Source organism: Mycobacterium sp. NGS17 (assembly GCF_059813205.1).
The window spans coordinates 36,048-60,570 of the sequence record NZ_JCALED010000004.1 but is presented as its reverse complement, the minus strand read 5'-3'; the positions used below and the strand labels follow the sequence as shown (position 1 = coordinate 60,570).

Genomic DNA, 24,523 nt, shown 5'->3' with positions numbered 1-24,523 from the left:
TGCACCATATCGCCGCGGACGGCCTGTCGATCTCGCCGATGGTCAGTGATCTGGGGGTGGCCTATGCCGGTCGGTGTGCCGGACGACCCCCGAGTTGGACGCCGCTGCCGGTGCAGTACGTCGATTACACGCTATGGCAGCGCGAACAATTCGGTGAATTGCAGGACCCGCACAGTCGGATCGCCGCGCAGCTGACCTACTGGGAAGACCAGTTGGCCGGGCTGCCCGAACGGCTCGAGTTGCCCACCGATCGGCCCTATCCGGCGGTGGCCGATTACCGCGGGGCCCGGTTGGTGGTGGATTGGCCGGCCGAGTTGCAGCAGCGGGTCGCTGGGCTGGCGGGGGAGCACAAGGCGACCGGTTTCATGGTGATGCAGGCCGCCCTGGCGGTGCTGCTCGCGAAGATGAGCGCCAGTTCCGATGTGGCCGTGGGCTTCCCGATCGCCGGGCGGCGCGACCCCGCACTGGACGAGCTGGTGGGGTCATTCGTCAACACGCTGGTGCTGCGCGTGGACGTGTCCGGTGATCCGACGGTTGCCGAACTGTTGGCTCGAGTGCGCCAGCGCAGCCTGGCCGCCTTCGAGCACCAGGACGTGCCGTTCGAGGTGCTGGTGGAGCGGCTCAACCCGGCCCGAAGCCGGTCCCATCATCCGCTGGTGCAGGTGATGTTGGCCTGGCAGAACTTCGCCGGCGACCCGGCCGCCGGCTTGGCGTTGAACGATCTGCAGGTCAGCCCGGTGCCGACGGACACCCGCACCGCCCGCATGGACCTGTCGTTCTCGTTGGCCGAACGCTGGAGCGAAGCCGGTGAGCCCGCGGGGATCGGCGGGGCGGTCGAGTTCCGCACGGACGTGTTCGATGCCGAAACCATTGGCGCGCTGATCGAGCGGTTGCGGCGGGTGTTGGCCGCTATGACCGCCGACCCGGCGCGGCGGCTTTCCTCGATCGAGCTGATGGATGCCGACGAGCGCGCCCTCCTGGATCGGATCGGTAATCGGGCGGTGCTGGCTGGGCCCGATCCGACTGTGCGGGTGTCGATTCCGGCGTTGTTTGCTGTGCAGGTGGCGCGGGCGCCGGGGGCGGTGGCGCTGTCGTTTGAGGGCTCGTCGATGACGTATCGGGAGCTCGACGAGGCGTCTAACCGGTTGGCGCATCTGTTGGTGGACCGGGGTGTTGGTCCGGGTGAGCGGGTGGGGTTGTTGTTGTCGCGGTCGGCGGAGGCGATCGTGGCGATTGTGGCGGTGCTCAAGACCGGTGCGGCGTATGTGCCGATCGATCCGGTGGTGCCCGCGGCGCGCATCGAGTTCTTGCTTGGTGATGCCGCGCCGGTTGCGGTGGTCACCACCGCAGAGCTGGCCGAGCGGGTGGACGGCCATGACGTGGCCGTCATCGACGTGGCCGATGCGGGTATCGCGGCCCGGCCCAGCACCGCGTTGCCGGCACCGGCGCCCGAGGACATCGCGTATCTGATCTACACCTCGGGCACGACCGGTGTCCCCAAAGGCGTTGCCGTCACCCACCACAACGTGGTCCGCCTGTTCGACTCACTCGACATCGGCCTGCGGCTCGCGCCGGAGCAGGTGTGGACCCAATGTCATTCACTGGTCTTCGACTTTTCGGTGTGGGAGATCTGGGGTGCGCTTCTGCACGGCGGGCGGCTGGTCGTGGTCCCCGAGCCGGTGGTCCGGTCGCCGGAAGACCTGCACGCGTTGCTGATCGCCGAACAGGTCACCGTGCTGAGCCAAACCCCCTCCGCGGTCGCGATGCTGTCGCGGGAGGGCCTGGACTCCGTGGCGTTGATGGCGGCCGGTGAGGCCTGCCCCGCCGAGCTGGTCGAGCAGTGGGCGCCGGGGCGGCTGATGATGAACGGCTACGGCCCGACCGAAACCACGGTGTATGCGTCGATCAGCGCGCCGCTGCGCGCGGGATCCGGCGTGGTTCCGATCGGCACGCCGGTGCCCGGGGCCGCTTTGTTCGTCCTCGACACCTGGCTACGGCCGGTACCCGTCGGCGTCGTCGGCGAGTTGTATGTGGCCGGTTCCGGACTTTCGTATGGCTATGCGCGCCGGGCGGGGCTGACGGCCGCGCGGTTTGTGGCCTGTCCGTTCGCCGGTGACGGGGCACCGGGGCAGCGGATGTACCGCACCGGGGACTTGGTGTCCTGGGGTGGTGACGGGCAACTGATCTACCGGGGCCGCGCCGACGAGCAAGTCAAGATCCGCGGGTATCGCATCGAGTTGGGCGAGATCCAGGCGGCGTTGGCCAAACTGAACGAGGTCGAGCAGGCCGTGGTGATCGCGCGGGAGGACCGCGCCGGTGACAAGCGTCTGGTCGCGTACATCACCGGGTCCGCCGAACCCGCCCGGGTGCGCGCGAAGCTGGCCGAGCGCGTGCCGCCCTACATGGTCCCGGCCGCGGTGGTGGTGCTCGACGCCGTGCCGTTGACCGTCAACGGCAAACTCGACACGCGAGCCTTGCCGGCACCCGAATACGCCGCCGGCGACGATTACCACGCCCCGGCCAGTGGCATCGAGGAGATCCTGGCCGGCATCTACGCGGAAGTCCTCGGTGTCGACCGCGTCGGGGTTCAGGACTCGTTCTTCGATTTGGGTGGCGATTCGTTGTCGGCGATGCGAGTGGTCGCTGCGATCAACAAGTCCACGGGTGCCGACATTTCGGTCCGCACGTTGTTCGAGTCGCCCACCGTAGCCCAATTGGCTTTGCGGGTGGGCGACGCCGGGGGCGGGCTGGAGCCGCTGGTGGCCGCGGAGCGGCCCGCGGTGGTGCCGTTGTCGTTCGCGCAGAACCGGTTGTGGTTCATCGACCAGTTGCAGGGCCCTTCGGCCGTGTACAACATGGCGGTGGCGTTGCGGCTGAGTGGTCAGCTGGATGCCGCTGCCCTGGGGGCCGCCCTGACCGATGTGGTGGGCCGCCACGAAAGCCTGCGCACGCTGTTCCCGGCGGTCGAGGGGATTCCCCGGCAGGTGGTTATTCCTTTGCAGGAGAGTGACTTTGGCTGGCAGCGGGTGGATGCCACGGGTTGGCCGGCTGACCGGTTGCGGGACGCGATTGCGGAAACGACGCAGTGCGCGTTTGACCTGGAATCCGAAATCCCTTTGCGGGCAAGGCTTTTCCACGTCGCGGACGAGGAGCACGTGCTCGTGACGGTGGTGCACCATATCGCCGCCGATGGCTTGTCGATCACCCCTCTGGTCCGTGATCTGGGTGTCGCCTATGCCAGCCGGTGTGCGGGGCGGGCCCCGGGCTGGGCGCCGTTGCCGGTGCAGTATGTCGACTACACGCTGTGGCAGCGCGAACAGTTGGGCGAGCTGCAGGACCCGGAGAGCCGCATCGGCGCCCAGCTGGCTTACTGGGAAGACACGCTGGCCGGGATGCCCGAACGGATTCAGCTGCCCACCGACCGGCCCTACCCGGCCGTGGCCGACTACCGCGGCGCCAGCGTGGAGGTGGATTGGCCGGCGCAGTTGCAGCAGCGGATCGCTCGGATCGCCCGCGAGCACGACGCGACCGGTTTCATGGTGATGCAGGCGGCCCTGGCGGTGCTGCTGGCAAACCTCAGCGGCAGCGCCGACGTGTCGGTGGGGTTCCCGATCGCCGGACGGCGAGATGCCGCCCTCGATCCGTTGGTGGGTTTCTTCGTCAACACCTTGGTGTTGCGCGTCGACGTGGCCGGCGATCCCACCGTCGCCGAGGTATTGGCGCACGTGCGCCAACGCAGCCTTGCGGCCTACGAGCACCAAGACGTGCCGTTTGAGGTGCTGGTCGAGCGGCTCAACCCGACCCGGTCGCTGAACCATCACCCGCTGGTCCAGGTGATGCTCGCCTGGCAAAACTTCGCCGGCGACCCGGCCACCGGTTTGGCGCTGGGCGACATGTCGGTCAGCACCGTACCCACCGAGACCCGCACTGCCCGCGTGGACTTGACGTTCTCGTTGGCCGAACGTTGGACCAAAACCGGCGCCCCGGCCGGAATCGGTGGCGCGGTGGAGTTCCGCACCGATGTGTTCGACGCGGAGCGCATTCGGACGCTGATCGTGCGGTTGCAGCGGGTGTTGGAGGCCATCACCGCTGATCCCGACCGGCGGTTGTCGTCGATCGATCTGCTGATTCCCGGTGAATGCGCACGCCTGGACAAGATCGGCAACCGGGCGGTGCTGGACCGGCCGGCGACGTCGTCGGGCTCGATCCCGGAATTGTTCGCGGCGCAGGTGGCGCGCACGCCGGGGGCGGTGGCGCTGACATTCGAGGGCCGCTCGCTGACCTACCGCGCGATCGATGAGGCGTCTAACCGGTTGGCGCACTTGCTCCTTGCCCGCGGCGCGGGCCCGGGTGAGCGGGTGGCGCTGTTGTTGCCCCGGTCGGCTCAGGCGGTCGTGGCGATGTTGGCGGTCCTCAAGACCGGTGCGGCGTACGTGGCTATGGATCCGGCGCACCCGGCGGCGCGGACCGAGTTCATGGTGGCCGATGCCGGGCCGGTCGTCGCGATCACCACCGTGGGCTTGGCCGATCGCCTGAAGGCCCGCCGACTGGCGGTCGTCGACGTCAGCGATCCGGCAATCGCCTTCCAGCCCAGCGCCGCGTTGCCCGCACCGGCGGCCGAGGAAATCGCCTACCTGATCTACACATCGGGCACCACCGGAGTGCCCAAGGGGGTGGCGGTCGCTCACCGAAATGTCATTCGGCTGCTGGATTCGTTGAACGCCGACCAAGAGCTGGCGGGGCAGGTGTGGACGCAATGCCATTCGCTGGCCTTCGACTACTCGGTGTGGGAGATCTGGGGTGCGTTGCTGCACGGGGGGCGCTTGGTGGTGGTGCCCGATTCCGTCGTCCGGTCCCCGGATGACCTGCACGCGTTGGTGATTGGCGAACAAGTCAGCCTACTGAGTCAGACCCCGTCCGCGTTCTACGCGCTGCAGAGCGCGGATGCGCGCGCGGCCGAAGCGGGAAATCGACTCAACCTGCGCACAGTGGTGTTCGGTGGCGAGGCGCTGGAGCCCGGGCGCCTTGGCGCGTGGCTGGACCGCCATGGGGGCTCGCCGCGGCTCGTGAACATGTACGGCATCACCGAGACGACGGTGCATGCCTCGTTCCGGGAGATCGGCGCCGCCGACGTCGACCGCAGTGTCAGCCCGATCGGCTTGCCGTTGGCCCATCTCGGATTCTTCGTGCTCGACAAGTGGTTGCGCCCGGTGCCGGTGGGCGTCGTGGGCGAGTTGTATGTGGCCGGCGGCGGGCTGGCGTACGGATATGTGGGCCGGGCGGGGTTGAGTGCGGCACGGTTCGTGGCGTGTCCGTTCGCCGGCGACGGCGCGTCCGGATCGCGGATGTATCGCACCGGGGATTTGGTGCGCTGGGGGGCCGACGGCGAGCTGCAGTATCTGGGGCGTGCCGACGATCAGGTCAAGATCCGCGGCTATCGCATCGAGCTCGGCGAAGTGCAGGCCGCCCTGTCCGGGCTGGCCGGGGTCGAGCAAGCAGTGGTGGTCGCGCGCGAGGACCGTCCCGGCGACAAGCGGCTGGTCGGCTACGTGACGGGGGACGCGGATCGGGCCCAGATCCGCACGGAGCTGGCCGAGCGCCTGCCCGCGTACATGGTGCCGGCGGCGGTGGTGGTGCTCGACCGCCTGCCGTTGACCGTCAACGGCAAGCTCGACATCCGGGCGCTGCCGGCACCGGAGTACAAGGAAGGCGGTCATTACCGGGGCCCCACCAGCGCCGTCGAAGATCTTTTGGCCGGGGTCTACGCCCAGGTGCTGGGGCTCGAGCGCGTCGGCGTCGATGAATCGTTCTTCGACTTGGGTGGGGACTCGTTGTCGGCGATGCGGGTGGTGGCGGCGGTCAACACCGCTCTGGATGCCGGCCTTGCGGTGCGCGCCTTGTTCGAGGCGCCCACGGTAGCCGACTTGGCGTTGCGCCTCGGCGACGCCGGCGGTGGGCTGGAACCGCTGGTGGCGGTGGAGCGGCCCCCGGTGGTGCCGTTGTCGTTCGCGCAGAACCGGCTGTGGTTCGTCGATCAGCTGCAGGGCGGCTCACCGGTGTACAACATGGCGCTCGGGTTGCAGCTGAGCGGGCGCCTGGATGCCGACGTACTGAGGGCGGCGCTGGTCGACGTGGTCGGTCGCCACGAAAGCCTGCGCACGCTTTTCCCGTCGGTCGAGGGGATCCCCCGGCAGGTCGTGGTGCCGGTCGAGCTCGCCGATTTCGGTTGGCACGTGGTGGACGCCAGCGGCTGGTCGGCTGACCGGCTGACTGACGCCGTCGGGGAGGTGGTGCGCGACCCGTTTGACCTGACCTCCCAAATCCCTTTGCGCGCAAAGCTTTATCGCGTCAGCGACACCGAGCATGTGCTGGTGGCCGTCCTGCACCATATCGCCGCGGACGGCTGGTCGATCGGGCCGCTGGTGGGCGATCTCGGTGTCGCGTACGCCAGCCGGTGTGCGGGCCAGGCCCCGAGTTGGGTGCCGTTGCCGGTGCAGTATGTCGACTACACGCTGTGGCAGCGCGAACAGCTGGGTGAGCTGCAGGACCCGCAAAGCCTGATCGGCGCCCAGCTGGCTTACTGGGAAGGCGCGCTGGCCGGCATGCCCGAGCGCATTCAGCTGCCCACCGATCGGCCCTATCCACCGGCGGCCGATTACCGCGGGGCCCGCGTGGTGGTGGATTGGCCGGCGCAGTTGCAGGAGCAGGTGGCCCGGCTGGCTCGTGAGCACAATGCGACGAGCTTCATGGTGATGCAGGCCGCTTTGGCCGTGCTGCTGGCCAAGATCAGCGCCAATTCTGATGTGGCCGTAGGGTTTCCGATCGCGGGCCGCCGCGACCCCGCGCTCGATGGTCTGGTGGGGTGCTTCGTCAACACCTTGGTGTTGCGGGTTGATCTGGCCGAGGACCCCACCGTCGCCGAGTTGTTGGCCCAGGTGCGGCAGCGCAGCCTCGCCGCCTACGAGCACCAAGACGTGCCGTTTGAGCTGCTGGTGGAACGGCTCAACCCGACCCGATCGATGAACCATCACCCGCTGGTGCAGGTGTTGTTCGCTTGGCAGAACTTCGCCGGGCAGGAAAACGACCCCGCCGCGGGTCTGAGCTTGGGCGACCTGCAGGTCACCCAGGCGCCGGTGGACACTCGCACCGCCCGGATGGACCTGACGTTCTCGTTGGCCGAACGCTGGACCGAGTCCGGTGAGCCTGCCGGGATCGGCGGCGAGGTGGAATTCCGCACCGATGTGTTCGACGCGGCCAGCATCGAGGTGTTGATCGAGCGGTTGGGGCGGGTGCTGGCGGCCGTCACCGCCGACCCCGGTCGGCGGTTGTCGTCGCTGGATCTGCTCGACACAGCGGAGCACGCCCGGCTGGCGACGTGGGGCAACCGGGCGGTGCTCGCCCGGTCGCCGGCCCCGGCAGTGTCGGTTCCAGGGTTGTTCGCCGCGCAGGCGGCGCGCACGCCGGAAGCCGTGGCCTTGACCTTCGAGGGCCGCTCGATGACTTACCTGGAGCTTGAGGAGGACGCCAACCGACTGGCCCACCACTTGGCCGGCCACGGCGTCGGCCCGGGTGCCTGTGTGGCGCTGCACATTCCGCGTTCTGACCGGGCGATCGTGGCGATCCTGGCGGTGCTCAAAACGGGAGCGGCATATGTGCCGATCGACCCGGCGCTGCCGGCGACCCGGATCGACTTCATGCTCGGCGACGCCGCGCCGATCGCCGCCATCGCCGCCGATGGGCTGCGTGGGCGGCTCGACGGGCACGACGTTGCGGTGATCGATATCGACGACCCGGCTGTTCGCGGTCGTGACTGCACTCCCTTGCCGCCGCCTTCCGCGGATTCCGTCGCCTACATCATCTACACCTCCGGGACTACCGGTGTCCCCAAGGGCGTGGCCATAACTCACCACAACGTGATCCAGTACATCGGCTCACTGCCCGCCGATCTGCGCCGCCCCGGCGTCTGGACGCAGTGGTTCTCCCTGTCGTTCGACTTCTCGGTCCTCGAGATCTGGGGGGCGCTCTTCAACGGTGGGCGGCTGGTGGTGGTCCCCGAGTGGATGACGAACTCGACGACCGACCTGCACGACCTGCTGATATCCGAACGAGTCGACGTCTTTGGTCAAACCCCTTCAGCGGCAGGGGCTATGGCGCCCGAGGGGTTGGAGTCGGTTGCCTTACTCGTGGGTGGTGAAGCGTGCCCGGCCGACCTGGTGGACCGGTGGGCGACCCCCGGGCGGCTGATGATCAACAAGTACGGCCCGACCGAGGCCACGGTGGATGTGACCTACAGCCCGCCGTTGCTCGCGGGTTCGGGGGCGCCGCCAATCGGTTCGACACTGCCGGGCGCGGCACTGTTCGTGCTTGACATGTGGCTGCGGCCGGTCCCGCCCGGTGTGCTTGGTGAGTTGTACATATCCGGTACCACCGTGGGGTACGGATATTGGCGCCGTCCCGGTTTGACCGCATCGCGATTTGTCGCCTGCCCGTTCGGCGGCCCGGAAGCGCCGGCACAACGGATGTATCGCACCGGCGATCTGGTGTCCTGGGATGCTGACGGGCAGCTGCGGTATGCGGGGCGTGCGGATGAGCAGGTCAAGATCCGCGGCTATCGCATCGAGTTGGCCGAAGTCCAGATGGCGCTGGCAGACCTCGACGGCGTGGCACAGGCGGCGGTGGTCGCCCGGGAGGATCGCCCCGGCGACAAACGCCTGGTCGGCTACATCACCGGGGCCGCGGAGCCCGCGACGTTGAAAAGCGCTCTGGCCGAGCGATTGCCGGCCTACATGGTGCCGGCCGCGTTGGTGGTGCTCGACGCGTTGCCGTTGACCGTCAACGGCAAGCTCGACGTGCGCGCCCTACCTGCACCCGAATACACCGATGCCGGTCAATACCGTGCCCCGACCAATCCGACCGAAGAGATCCTGGCCGGCCTCTACGCCCAAGTCCTCGGACTGGACCGGGTCGGAGTCGACGAATCGTTCTTCGAACTGGGCGGCGATTCGCTGTCGGCGATGCGGGTCGTCGCCGCGGTCAACAGCACGTTGAACGCCGGCCTCGCGGTGCGCGCTCTTTTCGAGGCGCCCACGGTGGCACAGCTGGCGCCCCGCATCGGTGCGGACGAGAGCCGACTCGAGCCGTTGGCTCCGGTCGAGCGGCCCGAGATAGTCCCATTGTCGTTCGCCCAGAACCGGCTGTGGATCATCGATCAGTTGCAGGGGCCCTCACCCGTGTACAACATGGCGGTGGCCCTGCGCCTGGACGGGCGCCTCGACGTGGATGCGCTCGCGACGGCGATGACCGACGTGGTGGGCCGTCACGAAAGCCTGCGCACGCTGTTCCCGTCGGTCGAGGGGATTCCCCAACAGCTGGTGGTGGCGGTCGAGCGGGCCCGCTTCGGCTGGGACGTCGTCGATGCGACGGGCTGGCCGGAGAGCCGGCTGGAGGAGGCCGTCGGCACGGTGGTGCGCCGCCCCTTTGATCTGGCTGCCGATATTCCCTTGCGCGCAGCGCTTTTCCGGGTCGCCGCCGACGAACACGTCCTGGTGGCGGTGGTGCACCATATCGCCGGCGACGGTTGGTCGATGACGCCGTTGGTGCGTGATCTGGGAGTGGCGTATACCGGCCGGTGTGCGGGGGAGGCCCCGGATTGGGCGCCGCTTCCGGTGCAGTACGCCGACTACACGTTGTGGCAGCGAGCCCAATTCGGCGATCTGAGCGACAGCCAGAGCCGCATCGGTGCGCAGCTGGCGTATTGGGAAGACGCGCTGGCCGGGATGCCCGAGCGCATCCAGCTGCCCACCGATCGGCCCTACCCGCCGGTGGCCGACTACCGCGGCGCGCACGTTGCCGTCGAATGGCCGCCGGAGTTGCAGCAACGGGTGGCCCGCGTGGCACGCGAGCACAACGCGACCAGCTTCATGGTCATGCAGGCCGCTCTCGCCGTGCTGCTCTCGAAGATCAGCGCCAGCAGCGACGTCGCGGTCGGGTTCCCGATCGCGGGTCGCCGCGACCCGGTGCTGGACGATCTGGTGGGATTCTTCATCAACACGCTGGTGCTCCGGGTGGACCTGGCGGGAGATCCCTCCGTCGCCGAGTTGCTGGCGCAGGTCCGCAGTCGAAGCCTGGCGGCCTACGAACATCAAGACGTGCCGTTCGAGGTGCTCGTGGAGCGGCTCAACCCGACCCGAAGCCTGACCCATCACCCGCTGGTCCAGGTGTTGTTGGCGTGGCAGAACTTCAGCGGGCCGGACATCGGGTCCACCACCGGATTGCGGTTGGGTGATTTGGAGGTCACCACGCTGCCCGCCGACACTCAGGTCGCCCGCACAGACCTGACGTTGTCGTTCGCCGAACGCTGGACGGAGGCCGGTGAGCCCGCGGGGATCGACGGGATGGTCGAGTTCCGCACCGACGTGTTCGACGCCGACAGCATCGAGGCGCTGATCAAGCGGTTGGAGCGGGTGTTGCTGGCGCTGACCGCGGACCCGTCCCGGCGGCTGTCGTCGGTCGATCTCCTCGACGACACCGAGCGCGCACAGCTGCTCGGGTGGGGTAACCGGCGGGCGCTGAGCCGGCGTGTCACCGCCTCGCCGTCGATTCCGGAACTGTTCGCCGCCCAGGTGGCCCGCGCCCCGCAGGCGGTCGCGGTCACTTCTCCGGGCCTGTCGATGACCTATCGCGAGCTCGATGAGGCCGCCAACCGGCTGGCCCGATTCCTGGTCGCTCACGGTGCGGGCCCGGGTGAGCGGGTGGCGCTGCTGTTCTCCCGCTCGGCCCAGGCCATCACGGCGATCCTGGCCGTGTTGAAGACCGGTGCGGCGTACGTGCCGTTCGACCCCGAGCATCCACCGGCGCGAATGGAGTTCATGCTCGGCGATGCCGCGCCGATCGCCGTCGTCACCACGGCAGACCTGCGCTCGCGCCTGGATGGGCGTGGCCTGGCGGTCATCGAGTTCGACGATCCCCGCATCCGTGCCTATCCGGCTACCGCCCTGCCCGCGCCCGCGCCCGATGACATCGCCTACCTGATCTACACCTCAGGCACTACCGGTGTGCCCAAGGGCGTTGCCATCACCCACCTCAACGTCACCGAGCTGTTCGAATCGCTCGAGGGCGAGATGCAGCTCGAGGAGCAGGTGTGGACGCAGGCGCACTCCCTGGCCTTCGACATTTCCGTCTGGGAGATCTGGGGTGCGCTGTTGTACGGCGGCCGGGTGGTCGTGGTCCCCGAGTCGGTGACGCGGTCACCGGAAGACTTCCACGCCACGCTGGTGACCGAACAGGTCAGTGTCTTGAGTCAGGTGCCCTCGGGGTTCTACGCGCTGCAAACCGCGGACACGCTGTCACCCGAGCTCGGACGTCAGCTGAAGCTGCGGGCGGTCGTGTTCGGCGGTGAGGCGTTGGAGCCACAGCGTCTTCGAACGTGGTGGCAGAACCATCCCGGAATGCCACGTCTGCTGAACCTGTACGGCACGACGGAGACCACGGTGCACGCCTCCTTCCGCGAGATCGTCGACGGTGACCTGGACAGCGCTGCGAGCCCCATCGGGGTGCCGCTGGCGCATCTGGCGTTCTTCGTGCTGGACGGGTCGCTGCGGCCGGTGCCGGTCGGTGTGGTCGGGGATCTTTATGTGGCCGGTTCCGCGGCGGCGTACGGCTATGTGGGACGGGCCGGGCTGACGGCGTCGCGGTTTGTGGCGTGTCCATTCGGTGGCGACGGGGCGTCGGCCCAGCGCATGTATCGCACCGGGGACCTGGTGTGTTGGGGCGCCGATGGGGAGCTGCGGTATCTCGGCCGTGCCGACGAGCAGGTCAAGATCCGCGGATATCGCATCGAGTTGGGCGAAGTGCAGGCCGCGCTGCTGGGGCTGGACGGGGTCGAGCAGGCGGCGGTGATCGCCAGGGAGGACCGCCCCGGCGACAAGCGCCTGGTCGGCTACATGACCGGCAGCGCCGACCCGGCCCACGTGCGCAGCGCGTTGGCGGAGCGGTTGCCCGCGTACATGGTGCCGGCCGCGGTGGTGGTCCTGGACGCGCTGCCGCTGACGGTCAACAGCAAGCTCGACAAGCGTGCTCTGCCGGCACCGGAGTACCAGGACGTCGATCACTACCGGGCACCCGGCAGCGCGGTCGAGGAGATTCTGGCCGGGATTTACGCCCAGGTGCTGGGGCTCGAGCGGGTCGGGGCCGACGAGTCGTTCTTTGAGCTCGGCGGGGACAGCATTTTGTCCATGCAGGTGGTGGCGCGCGCCCGCGCCGCCGGCCTGGTGTGTCGGCCGCGCGACATTTTCGTCGAGCAGACCGTGGCGCGGCTGGCCCGGGTGGCGGGGGTGGCCGACGGTGCGGGCGGCCCGGTCGACGAGGGCGTCGGGCAGGTGCTGGCTACCCCGATCATGCGGTGGTTGCACAGCGTCGAGGGCCCGGTGGACCAGTTCAACCAGACGGTGATGGCGCAGGCCCCGGCGGGTGTGACCGAGGCCGACGTCGTTGCGATCTTGCAGGCGTTGGTGGATCGGCACGCCATGTTGCGGCTGCGCGTCGACGACGATGGCGCCGGCGGCTGGTCATTGACGGTGCCGGTGGCCGGGTCGGTGGATGCCAACGATCGCCTGCAAGCGGTGGACGTGTTGTCCGAGGAGGCGCTGGTCAAGGCGCGGTCGCGGTTGAACCCGGCCGCCGGGGTGATGCTCAGCGCGCTATGGGCCGACTCGACGGGTCAGCTGGCGCTGATCATTCACCACCTGGCCGTTGACGGGGTCTCGTGGCGGATCCTGCTGGAGGACCTCAACACCGCCTGGGTCCAGCGCCGCGGCGGGCAGCCGATCACACTGCCGGCGGCGGGGACGTCGTTCGCCCGGTGGTCGGCGCTGCTGGCGGAGCACGCCCTAAGCCCTGAGGTGGTGGAGCAGGCCGACACGTGGCGGCAGGTGGCGGCGCTTCCGGCGGTGCTGCCCGCGCTGCGGCCCGCGGTGGATACGTTCGCCGCGGCCGGTCACTTATCGGTGTCGCTGGACGCCGACACGACCCGGATGCTGCTGGGCGAGGTGCCGACGGCGTTCCATGCCGGGGTGCACGACATATTGCTGATCGCTTTCGGACTGGCGTTGGCGGAATTGCTGGGCCCCGGCGGCGCGCCGATCGGCATCGACGTGGAGGGTCATGGGCGCCACGAGGAGCTGGCCGCCGATGTGGACCTATCGGGCACGGTGGGGTGGTTCACCACCAAATACCCAGTGGCGTTGAGCCTCGGTGGGCTGGCGTGGAGCCAGGTAGTGGCCGGCGAGGCGGCATTGGGGGCGGTGCTCAAGGACGCCAAGGAGCAGCTGCGCGCCCTGCCCGACCCGCTGGGCTACGGTCTGCTGCGGTATCTGAATCCCGATGTCGAGTTGGGGGGATCCGACCCGACCGTCGGGTTCAACTATCTGGGGCGGCTGGGCGCTGGGGCTGACCTCTCCGACGACATGTGGCGCCTGTGCCAGGACAGCTTGGCGTTGACCGGGGCGGCCGCGGCGATACCCATGCCGCTGATGCACACCGTGGACTTGAACGCCGGCACCGTGGACACCGACACCGGCCCGCACCTGCACGCGAACTGGACGTGGGCGCCGTCGGCGGTGGATCGCGAGCAGGTCGACCGGCTGGGCCGGTTGTGGTTTGAGGCCCTTGCCGGTATCTGCGCCCACGTTCGCGGTGGCGGGGGCGGGTTGACACCGTCCGATGTCGCGCCGGCCCGGTTGAGCCAGCCGCAGCTCGACGAGCTGCAGGCGCAGTACCGCATCGCTGACGTGTTGCCGTTGACACCGTTGCAGCAGGGCCTGCTGTTCCACACCACCACGCAGCGCGGCGACGATGTGTATGCGGTGCAGCTGGACATCACCTTGAGCGGCGCCCTGGATGAGGACCGCCTGCACGAGGCGGTCAACGCGGTGGTAAGCCGGCATCCGAATCTGGCAGCCCGATTCTGCGCGCAGTTCGACGAGCCGGTGCAGCTGATTCCGGCCGATCCCGTGGTGCCTTGGCGGTATGTCGCACTCGACGCCCACGGCGCCGGGGTCGATCAACAGGTGCAGGACATATGTGCTGCCGAACGCGCCGCGGTGTGCGATCTGGCCGACCCCCCGGCGTTCCGGGCGGCATTGATCCGTACCGCGCCGGATCGGCATAGGTTCATCCTGACCAATCACCACATCGTCATGGATGGTTGGTCGCTGCCGATCCTGCTGGGCGAAGTAATCGCCAGCTACTACAAGCAGCGGCTGCCCGCGGCCGCGCCCTATCGCCACTTTGTGAGTTGGCTGGCCGACCGCGACCTTGATGCCGCCCGCATCGCCTGGCGTGAGGTGCTCGCCGATTTCGACACGCCCACCTTGGTGGGTCCGCCCGGGCGACTGCGGCTCGGAAAGCGAGGCGTCGCCTCGTTCACGGTCCCTGCGGACACCACCGGGGCGATCGGCGAGCTGGCGCGGTCGCATCACACGACCGTGAACATCGTCATGCAGGCCGCGTGGGCGCAGATATTGATGTGGCTGACCGGCCGGCACGACGTCGCGTTCGGCACTGCGGTGTCGGGGCGGCCGACGGAGTTGTCCGGTGCGGATTCGATGGTCGGGCTGTTGATCAACACGGTCCCGATGCGCGCGCGCATCACCGCGGCAACCACGGTCGCCGGCTTATTGAATCAACTGCAGGACGCCTATAACGCGACTCTGGACCATCAGCACCTGGCGCTCGGGGAAATCCACCGCGCCACCGGACACGACCAGTTGTTCGACACCTTGTTCGTCTTCGAGAACTATCCCGTCGACGCCGCCGCGCTCGCGGGCGATCACGAGTTGGCCATCACCGACGTCGCGGCCCGGGAAAACAACCACTACCCGCTGGCGGTGCAAGTCCAGCCCGGTGCGCAGTTGAGTCTTCGCGTCGAGTACGACACCGACGTGTTCGACGCAACCAGGATCGAGTCGCTCTTCAGGAGGTTGCAAAAGGTGCTGGTGGTTATGACCGCCGATGCGGAGCAGCAATCGTGACCGCCGATACGACTCGGCGGTTGTTGTCGATTGATCTGCTCGATGACGACGAGCAGGTCGGGCTCGATGAGTGGGGCAATCGGGCGGCGCTGGGCCGCCCACCGTCGTCGGTGTCCATTCCCGAGTTGTTCGCCGCACAGGTAGGCCGCACGTCGCAGGCGGTGGCGTTGACCTGTGACGGTCGCTCGATCTCATATTGGGAGCTGGACGAGGCCTCGAACCGCTTGGCGCACTTGTTGATTGGGCGAGGCGCGGGTCCGGGGCAGTGCGTGGCGCTGTTGGTGCCGCGCTCGGCCGAGGCGATCGTGGCGATCCTGGCTGTCCTCAAAACCGGGGCGGCATACGTGCCGATCGACCCCGCGCTGCCCGCGGCGCGGATCGAGTTCATGGTCGCTGACGCGGCGCCCGTGGTCGTCATCAGCAGCGCGGACCTGCATTCGCGCCTGGACCGGTGTGCGGTAGCGGTCGTCGACGTGGCTGATCCGGCCGTGCGGGATCAGCCCAGTACCGGTTTGCCGGCGCCGGCCCCGGACGATGTCGCTTACCGGATCTACACCTCGGGGACCACCGGTGTCCCCAAAGGCGTCGCGGTCTCGCACCGCGGCGTCACCGAATTGGTGGCCGCGGTGGAGAGTCGATTGCCGGTGGGTCCACCGCGGGTGTGGTCGCAATGGCATTCGCTGGTCTTCGACGTGTCGGTGTCGGAGATCTTCGGGGCCCTGCTGTACGGCGGGCGGTTGGTCATGGTGCCCGAGGAGGTGGCCGCGTCACCGGATGACTTGCACGCCTTGCTGATTCGCGAACAGGTCACTGTGTTGAGTCAGACACCCTCGGGGGTGGGGGTGATGTCGCCGGAGGGGTTGGAGTCGACGGCGCTGGTGCTCGCCGGTGAGGCCTGCCCGGTGGAGCTGGTGGAGCGGTGGGCGCCGGGTCGGGTGATGATCAACGCCTATGGCCCCACCGAGGCGACGGTGTACGCCGCGGTCAGCGCGCCGCTGTCGGAGGGCTCGGGGGTGGTGCCCATCGGTTCGCCGGTGGCCGGGGCGGCGTTGTTCGTGCTCGACGCCGGGCTGCGCCGGGTGTCGGCCGGCGTGGTGGGCGAGCTGTACGTGGCCGGTGCCGGCGTGGCCTATGGGTACGTCGGTCGGGCGGGGTTGACGTCATCGCGATTTGTGGCGTGTCCGTTCGCCGGTGAGGGGGCGGCGGGGGAGCGGATGTATCGCACCGGGGATCTGGTGCGGTGGGGCACTGACGGGCAGTTGCAGTATCTGGGTCGTGCCGATGATCAGGTGAAGATCCGCGGGTATCGCATCGAGCTGGGTGAGGTGCAGGCGGTGCTGGCCCGGCTGGAGGGGGTGGCGCAGGCGGCGGTGATCGCGCGGGAGGACCGTCCCGGCGACAAGCGGTTGGTCGGCTACATCACCGGTACCGCGGATCCGGCCGATCTTCGTGCCGAGTTGGCCGAGCGACTGCCCGCATACATGGTGCCCGCGGCGGTGGTGACGCTTGACGCATTGCCGCTGACGGTCAACGGCAAGCTCGACCGGCGGGCGCTGCCGGCCCCGGAGTACGGCGATGTCGATCATTACCGGGCGCCGGCCACTGCCGTCGAAGAGATCCTGGCCGGAATCTTCGCCCAGGTCTTGGGATTAGACCGGGTCGGGGTCGATGAGTCGTTCTTCGATATCGGTGGCGATTCACTGTCGGCGATGCGCGCCATCGCCGCGATCAACACCGCACTGGACGCCGGCCTTGCCGTGCCCATGCTGTTCGAGGCCCCCACGGTGGCCCAGTTGGCGCCCCGCATCGGTGAGGTCGCGAGCCGACTTGCGCCCCTGATTCCGGTGCAGCGGCCCGAGGTGGTGCCGTTGTCGTTCGCGCAGAATCGGTTGTGGTTCATCGACCAGTTGCAGGGCCCTTCGGCGGTGTACAACATGGCGGTGGCGTTGCGGCTGAGCGGACGCCTGAACGCCGAGGCGCTGCGGGCGGCGCTGGCCGATGTGGTAGGCCGTCACGAAAGCCTGCGGACACTGTTCCCGTCGGTGGACGGCGTTCCGCGGCAGCTGGTGATCCCGGCGGCGGAAGCCGACTTTGGTTGGCAGGTCGTGGATGCCACCGGTTGGTCGGCCGGTCGGGTGGAGCAGGCCGTCGCCGCGGTTGTGCGTGATCCGTTCGACCTCACTTCTGAGATCCCTTTGCGGGCAAGGCTTTTGCGCGTCGCCGACGAGGAGCACGTGCTGGTGGCCGTGGTGCATCATATCGCGGCCGACGGCTGGTCGATCTCGCCGATGGTCAGTGATCTGGGGGTGGCCTATGCCGGCCGGTGTGCCGGACAAGCCCCGAGTTGGGCGCCGCTGCCGGTGCAGTACGTCGATTACACGCTATGGCAGCGCGAACAATTCGGCGATCTCGACGATGGTGACAGTCTGATCGCCGCCCAGCTGACCTACTGGGAAGACCATCTGGCCGGGCTGCCCGAACGGCTCGAGTTGCCCACCGATCGGCCCTATCCGGCGGTGGCCGATTACCGCGGCGCCCGCGCGATGGTGGATTGGCCGGCCGAGTTGCAGCAGCGGGTCGCTGGGCTGGCGGGCGAGCACAAGGCGACCGGTTTCATGGTGATGCAGGCCGCCCTGGCGGTGCTGCTCGCGAAGATGAGCGCCAGTTCCGATGTGGCCGTGGGCTTCCCGATCGCGGGGCGCCGCGACCCCGCACTGGACGAGCTGGTGGGCTGCTTCATCAACACCTTGGTGTTGCGGGTCGATCTGGCAGGCGATCCCACCGTCGCCGAGGTATTGGCTCAGGTGCGCCAGCGCAGCCTGGCCGCCTACGAACACCAGGACGTGCCGTTCGAGGTATTGGTCGAGCGGCTCAATCCCGCCCGAAGCCTGAACCATCATCCGCTGGTGCAAGTGATGTTGGCCTGGCAGAACTTCGCCGGCGACCCCCCGGCGGAATCGGCTTTGGGCGATCTGGACGTAACCTCGCTGCCCGCGGACACCCATACCGCTCGCATGGACCTGACGTTCTCAGTGGGGGAGCGCTGGACCGATGTAGGTGATCCGGCCGGCATCGGCGGAATGGTCGAGTTTCGCACCGACGTGTTCGATGCGGCCAGCATCCAGATATTGATCGAGCGGTTGGGACGGGTGCTGGGCGCCATGACCGCCGACCCGGCGCGGCGGCTTTCCTCGATCGACGTCGTCGACGAGGACGAGCACGTCCGGATCGAGGCTTGGGGTAATCGGGCGGTGCTGGCTGTGCCCGATCCGACTGTGCGGGTGTCGATTCCGGGATTGTTCGCTGTGCAGGTGGCGCGGGCGCCGGGGGCGGTGGCGCTGTCGTTTGAGGGCTCGTCGATGACGTATTGGGAGCTCGACGAGGCGTCTAACCGGTTGGCGCATCTGTTGGTGGACCGGGGTGTTGGTCCGGGTGAGCGGGTGGGGTTGTTGTTGTCGCGGTCGGCGGAGGCGATCGTGGCGATTGTGGCGGTGCTCAAGACCGGTGCGGCGTATGTGCCGATCGATCCGGTGGTGCCCGCGGCGCGCATCGAGTTCTTGCTTGGTGATGCCGCGCCGGTTGCGGTGGTCACCACCGCAGAGCTGGCCGAGCGGGTGGACGGCCATGGCGTGGCCGTCATCGACGTGGCCGATCCGGGTATCGCGGCCCGGCCCAGCACCGCGTTGCCGGCACCGGCGCCCGAGGACATCGCGTATCTGATCTACACCTCGGGCACGACCGGTGTCCCCAAAGGCGTTGCCGTCACCCACCACAACGTGGTCCAGTTGCTGGCGTCGCTGGAAGCCGGGATGGAACTCGATGGGCAGGTGTGGTCGCAGTGGCACTCACTGGCCTTTGACGTCTCGGTGTGTGAGATCTGGGGTGCGCTGCTGCGTGGCGGGCGCCTGGTGGTGATACCTGAGTCCGTGGCGCGTTCCCCGCAGGACTTCCACGCGTTATTGGTGGCTGAACAGGTCAGTGTGTTGAGTCAGACCCCGTCGGCGTTTTATGCCTTACAAACCGCCGATGCGCTCGCGCCCGGCCTGGGGGCTCGCTTGAACTTGCGGGCTGTGCTGTTCGCCGGGGAAGCCCTCGAGCCGCGGCGACTGGGAACGTGGCTAGACCAGCATCCGGGCTCGCCGCGCCTGCTGAACCTGTACGGCACGACCGAGACAACGGTGCATGCCTCGTTTCGGGAGATCGCGCCCGGCGACGTCTACAGTGCGGCCAGCCCCATCGGGGTGCCGTTGGCGCGGCTCGGCTTCTTCGTGCTGGATCGCTGGTTGCGTCCGGTGCCGGTCGGGGTGGTCGGTGAGTTGTATGTGGCCGGCGCCGGGGTCGGTGTCGGCTATGTGGGGCGCGCCGGGCTGAGTGCGTCGCGGTTTGTGGCATGCCCGTTTGCGGGAGAGGGGGCGCCCGGATCGCGGATGTATCGCACCGGAGATCTGGTGTGTTGGGGTCCCGATGGGCAGCTGCGGTACGTGGGGCGTGCCGATGAGCAGGTCAAGGTCCGCGGCTACCGCATCGAGTTGGGTGAAGTGCAGGCGGCGTTGGCCGCCCTGGACGGGGTCGAGCAGGCTGCGGTGCTCGCGCGGGAGGACCGCCCGGGCGATAAGCGTCTGGTGGGATATGTGACCGGCACGGCCGACCCGGCCGAAGTCCGTGCCGCGCTGGCCGAGCGCTTGCCCGTGTACATGGTGCCGGCGGCGGTGGTGGTGGTTGAGGCGTTGCCGTTGACGGCGAACGGGAAATTGGATAAGCGGGCGTTACCCGCACCCGAGTACGCCGCGGGCGATCTGTATCGCGCCCCGTCGACGCCGACAGAGGAAATCTTGGCCGGCATTTACGCCCAGGTGCTAGGGCTGGAGCGGGTTGGCGTCGACGACTCATTTTTCGAACTCGGCGGAGACAGCATCTTGTCGATGCAGGTGGTGGCCAGGGCGCGGGCGGCCGGCCTGGTGTTTCGGCCTCGTGATGTGTTCGTCGAGCAGAGTGTGGCGCGATTGGCTCGGGTGGCCGGGTCGGTCGAGGGTGTCGGCGGCCCGGTCGACGAGGGGCTGGGGCCAGTGGTCGCGACGCCGATCATGCGCTGGTTGGCCAACGTGGATGGTCCGGTGGGTCAGTTCAATCAGACGGTGGTGGTGCAGGCCCCGGTGGGGGTTGGCGAGGCGGACGTCGTGGTGCTGGTGCAGGCCCTGCTCGACCGGCACGCCATGTTGCGGCTGCGCGCCGTCGACGATGGTGCCCGGAGTTGGACCTTGAGGGTGCCCGAGCCCGGCGAGGTGGATGCCCGGGAGTGCCTGCGGGTGGTCGAGGTGTTGTCCGAGGATGCGTTGGTCGCGGCGCGGTCACGGTTGGATCCCGCTGCCGGGCTGATGCTCAGTGCGGTGTGGGCTGGCTCGACCGGGCAGTTGGCCTTGGTCATTCACCATTTGGCGGTGGACGGGGTCTCGTGGCGGATCCTGTTGGAGGACCTCAATCTGGCGTGGGAACAGCGTCGGGGTGGCCAGCCGATAGCGTTGCCGGCGACGGGCACGTCGTTTGCCCGGTGGTCGGCGTTGCTGGCCGCGCACGCCAGTAGTCCCGCGGTGGTGGATCAAGTCGAGGCGTGGCGGCAGGTGGCGGCGGCCCCGGCGGTGCTTCCGGCGCTGCAGCCCGCGGTGGATACGTTCGCTGCGGCGGGTCATCTGTCGGCGGCCCTGGACGTCGGGACCACCCGGATGCTGTTGGGAGAGGTGCCGACTGCGTTCCACGCCGGGGTGCACGACATTCTGTTGATCGCATTCGGGTTGGCCGTGGCCGAGTTCGCGGCAAGCGCTGGGGGGCCGATCGGCATCGACGTGGAGGGCCATGGTCGCCACGAGGAGCTGGCCGCCGATGTGGATCTGACTCGCACGGTGGGGTGGTTCACCACCAAGTATCCGGTGGCGTTGAACGTCGGGGGGTTGGCCTGGGATCGGGTGGTGGCCGGCGATGCGGCGCTGGGCGCGCTGGTCAAAGACGCCAAGGAGCAACTGCGTGCCCTGCCTGACCCGCTGGGCTATGGTCTGCTGCGATATGTGAACCCCGATGTCGAGTTGGGGGGCTCGGACCCGGTGATCGGGTTTAACTATCTGGGACGACTGGGTGCGACGGCCGAGGTGTCCCACGACCCGTGGCGAGTTTGCCAGGATGTCGCATCGGTCACCCGGGCGGCCGCGGCCATACCGATGCCGCTGATGCACACCCTCGAGCTCAACGCCGGCACCCTGGACACCGACTCCGGTCCGCAGCTGCACGCGAATTGGACCTGGGCGCCGTCGGCGGTGGATCGCGAGCACGTCGACCGGCTGGGCCGGTTGTGGTTCGACGCCCTGGCCGGGATCTGCGCGCACGTCCGCACCGGCGGCGGCGGGTTCACGCCGTCCGATTTCGCTCCCGCTCATCTGACCCAGCAGCAGCTCGATGAGCTGCAGCGGGAGCACCATATCGCCGACATCTTGCCGTTGACTCCGTTGCAGCAGGGGTTTTTGTTCCATGCCGGCGCCGGGCTGGGTCCCGATCACGACGTGTATGCGGTGCAACTGGACTTCACGGTGATCGGTGAGCTCGATCCCGATCGGTTGCGCGCCGCGCTGCAAACGGTGGTAACGCGCCATCCCAACCTGGCGGCCCGATTCTCGACCCAAATGGACGAGCCGGTGCAGATCATCCCGGCTGATCCGGTGGTGCCATGGCGGTATATCGAGCCGCATCCCAACGGCATGAGCATTGACGAGCAAGTCCAGGAGGTCTGCACCGCTGAGCGCGTCGCGGTGTGCGACCTCGCCGAACAGGCTGCGTTTCGGGCGGTACTGATCCGCACCGCACTAGGTCGGCACCGGTTTGTGCTCACCAATCACCACATCGTGCTCGACGGCTGGTCGCTGCCGATCCTGCTGCAGGAGATCTTCGCCAGCTATTACGGACGCCCGCTGCCCGCGGCCGCACCGTATCGCAGCTTCGTCGCGTGGCTCATCGGGCGGGATCGCGCTGCGGCCCAAGCGGCTTGGCGTGAGGTGCTGGCGGGCCTGGATGCCCCCACCCTGGTGGGTCCGCCGGGTCAGCTGAGCCAGGCGCGGCGATCCGCGGCCTGGTTTGAGGTGCCGGAGGACACCACCCAGGATGTGGGTGAGTTGGCCCGTTCGCGTCACACCACCGTCAACATCGTGTTGCAGGCGGCATGGGCCCAGATGCTGATGCGGTTGACCGGGCAGCATGACGTGGTCTTCGGTACGGCGGTCTCGGGGCGGCCGCCGGAATTGGCCGGCGCGGAGTCGATGGTGGGGCTGTTGATCAACACGGTGCCGGTGCGGGCGCGAATCACCACGGCAACCACCGCCGCCGACCTGCTGGATCAGCTGCAGGACGCCCACAATTGCACGCTGGAGCACCAGCATCTGGCTTTGTCCGAGATCCACCGCCTCACCGATCACGACCAGCTGTTCGACTCCATGTTCATCTACGAGAACTATCCGGTCGACACCGAGGCGTTGACCGGCGACTACGACCTGACCGTCACCGAAGTCAACACCAGCGAATCCACCCACTACCCGCTCGCGGTTGCCGCCATGCCGGGTCCTCGAATCGGGCTGCGCGTCGAGTACGACGCCGAGGTGTTCGACGGCTCCGGCATCGACGCGCTGTTCGCGCGATTCCACAAGGTGCTTGTCGCCATGACCGCCGAGCCCACCCGGCCGCTGTCGTCTATCGACCTCCTCGACGCCGATGAGCACGGCCGCCTGGACGCGTGGGGCAACCGCGCAGTGTTGGCGCACCTGGCGCCCGCGTCGGTGTCTATTCCGGAGGTGTTTGCCGCGCACGTAGAGCGGGCCCCGGACGCGGTGGCACTGACGTGCGAGGGGCGGTCGATGACGTACCGCCAGCTCGACGAGGCGGCGAACCGACTGGCGCACCTGTTGGCCGATCAGGGCGTGGGTGCCGGTGATGTGGTGGCGCTGCTCCTGCCCCGCTCGGCCGAGGCGATCGTGGCGATCCTGGCGGTGCTCAAGTCCGGTGCGGCTTATCTGCCGATCGACCCCGCAGTACCAACGGCCCGGATCGAGTTCATGGTGGCCGATGCCGCGCCGGTCGCGGCGATCAGCAACGCAGATCTGCGGGCCCGACTGGGCGGGTCCGATTTGCCGGTGATCGACGTCGACGACACCCGCATTCCCGGCTGTCCAGCAACGGGTCTGCCGGGGCCGGCCCCCGACGACATCGCGTACCTCATCTACACCTCGGGCACAACGGGTGTCCCCAAGGGCGTGGCCGTCTCTCACCACAACGCGGTCCAGCTACTCGAGGTGGTGGATGGACACTTGCCGACGCCGGCCGCCTGGGCTCAATGCAAATCCCTGGCTTTCGACGTTTCGGTGTCCGAGATTTTCTTCGCGCTACTGCATGGGGGGCGCGTGGTCGTGGTGCCCGAATCCGTGGCGACCTCACCGGAAGATTTCAAGGCCTTGCTGATCGCCGAGCGCGTCGACGTGTTCACCGAAACTCCTTCCGCTCTCGCGGCGCTCGCACCCGAGGGGTTGGAGTCGCTGGCCGTGATGGTGGCCGGTGAAGCCTGCCCTGCTGAGGTGGTAAACCGGTGGGCGCCGGGGCGGCTGATGGTCAACGCGTACGGCCCGACCGAGACGTCGATGGGCATCACGATGAGCGCCCCGCTGGCGCCGGGGACAGGCGTGGTGCCGATCGGTTCGCCGGTGCTACAAGCGGCGTTGTTTGTGCTCGACGCCTGGTTACGCCCCGTTCCGGCCGGCGTGATAGGGGAGTTGTATGTGGCCGGTGCCGGGGTCTCGTATGGATACCTGAACCGGGCAGGGTTGAGCGCCTCGCGGTTCGTGGCATGTCCGTTCGCCGGTGCGGGGACTCCGGGAGCGCGCATGTACCGGACCGGGGATCTGGTGTGCTGGGGCCCCGACGGTCAGTTGCGGTACTTCGGTCGTGCCGACGAGCAGGTCAAGATACGGGGCTATCGCATCGAGTTGGGTGATGTCCAAGCGGCATTGGCCGACATCGACGGGGTCGACCGGGCGGTGGTAATCGCTCGCGAGGACCGCCCCGGTGACAAGCGCCTAGTCGGGTACTTCACCGGCACCGCCGATCCGATGACCACGCGCGCCAAGCTGGCCGAGCGGTTGCCGGCCTACATGGTGCCGGTGGCGGTGGTGCCGGTCAGAGCGCTGCCGTTGACGCCCAACGGAAAGCTCGACAGGCGAGCCCTGCCGGTACCCGAATATGTTGTCGCCGAACGCTACCGGGCCCCGGCGAACGCGATCGAGGAGACGCTGGCCGGCATCTTCGCCCAAATCCTCGGGCTGGATCGCGTCGGCGTCGAGGACTCGTTCTTCGATTTGGGTGGTGATTCATTGTTGGCGATGCGCGTGATCGCCACGATCAACAAGACTTTGGATGCCCACCTCGCGGTGCGCACCATATTGGACGCGCCGTCGGTTCGGAGCCTGAGT

The 24,523-nt window shown here is 68.3% G+C and carries 1 protein-coding gene and 1 pseudogene (1 of these 2 running past the window's edge); both read left to right on the top strand.

Translation table 11 applies throughout. From position 1 onward, the window contains the following. Positions 1-15,029 carry the 3' portion of a non-ribosomal peptide synthase/polyketide synthase gene (locus tag AC5Y7E_RS10355; protein WP_499948857.1) on the top strand. The gene continues 7,984 nt to the left of window position 1, outside the view, so only the last 15,029 of its 23,013 coding nucleotides appear in the window; its start codon lies off the left edge, out of view; it ends in the stop codon at positions 15,027-15,029. Continuing rightward, positions 15,026-24,523: pseudogene (locus tag AC5Y7E_RS10350) on the top strand (amino acid adenylation domain-containing protein); the annotation flags it as partial. The gene AC5Y7E_RS10355 and the pseudogene AC5Y7E_RS10350, both read left to right, overlap by 4 nt.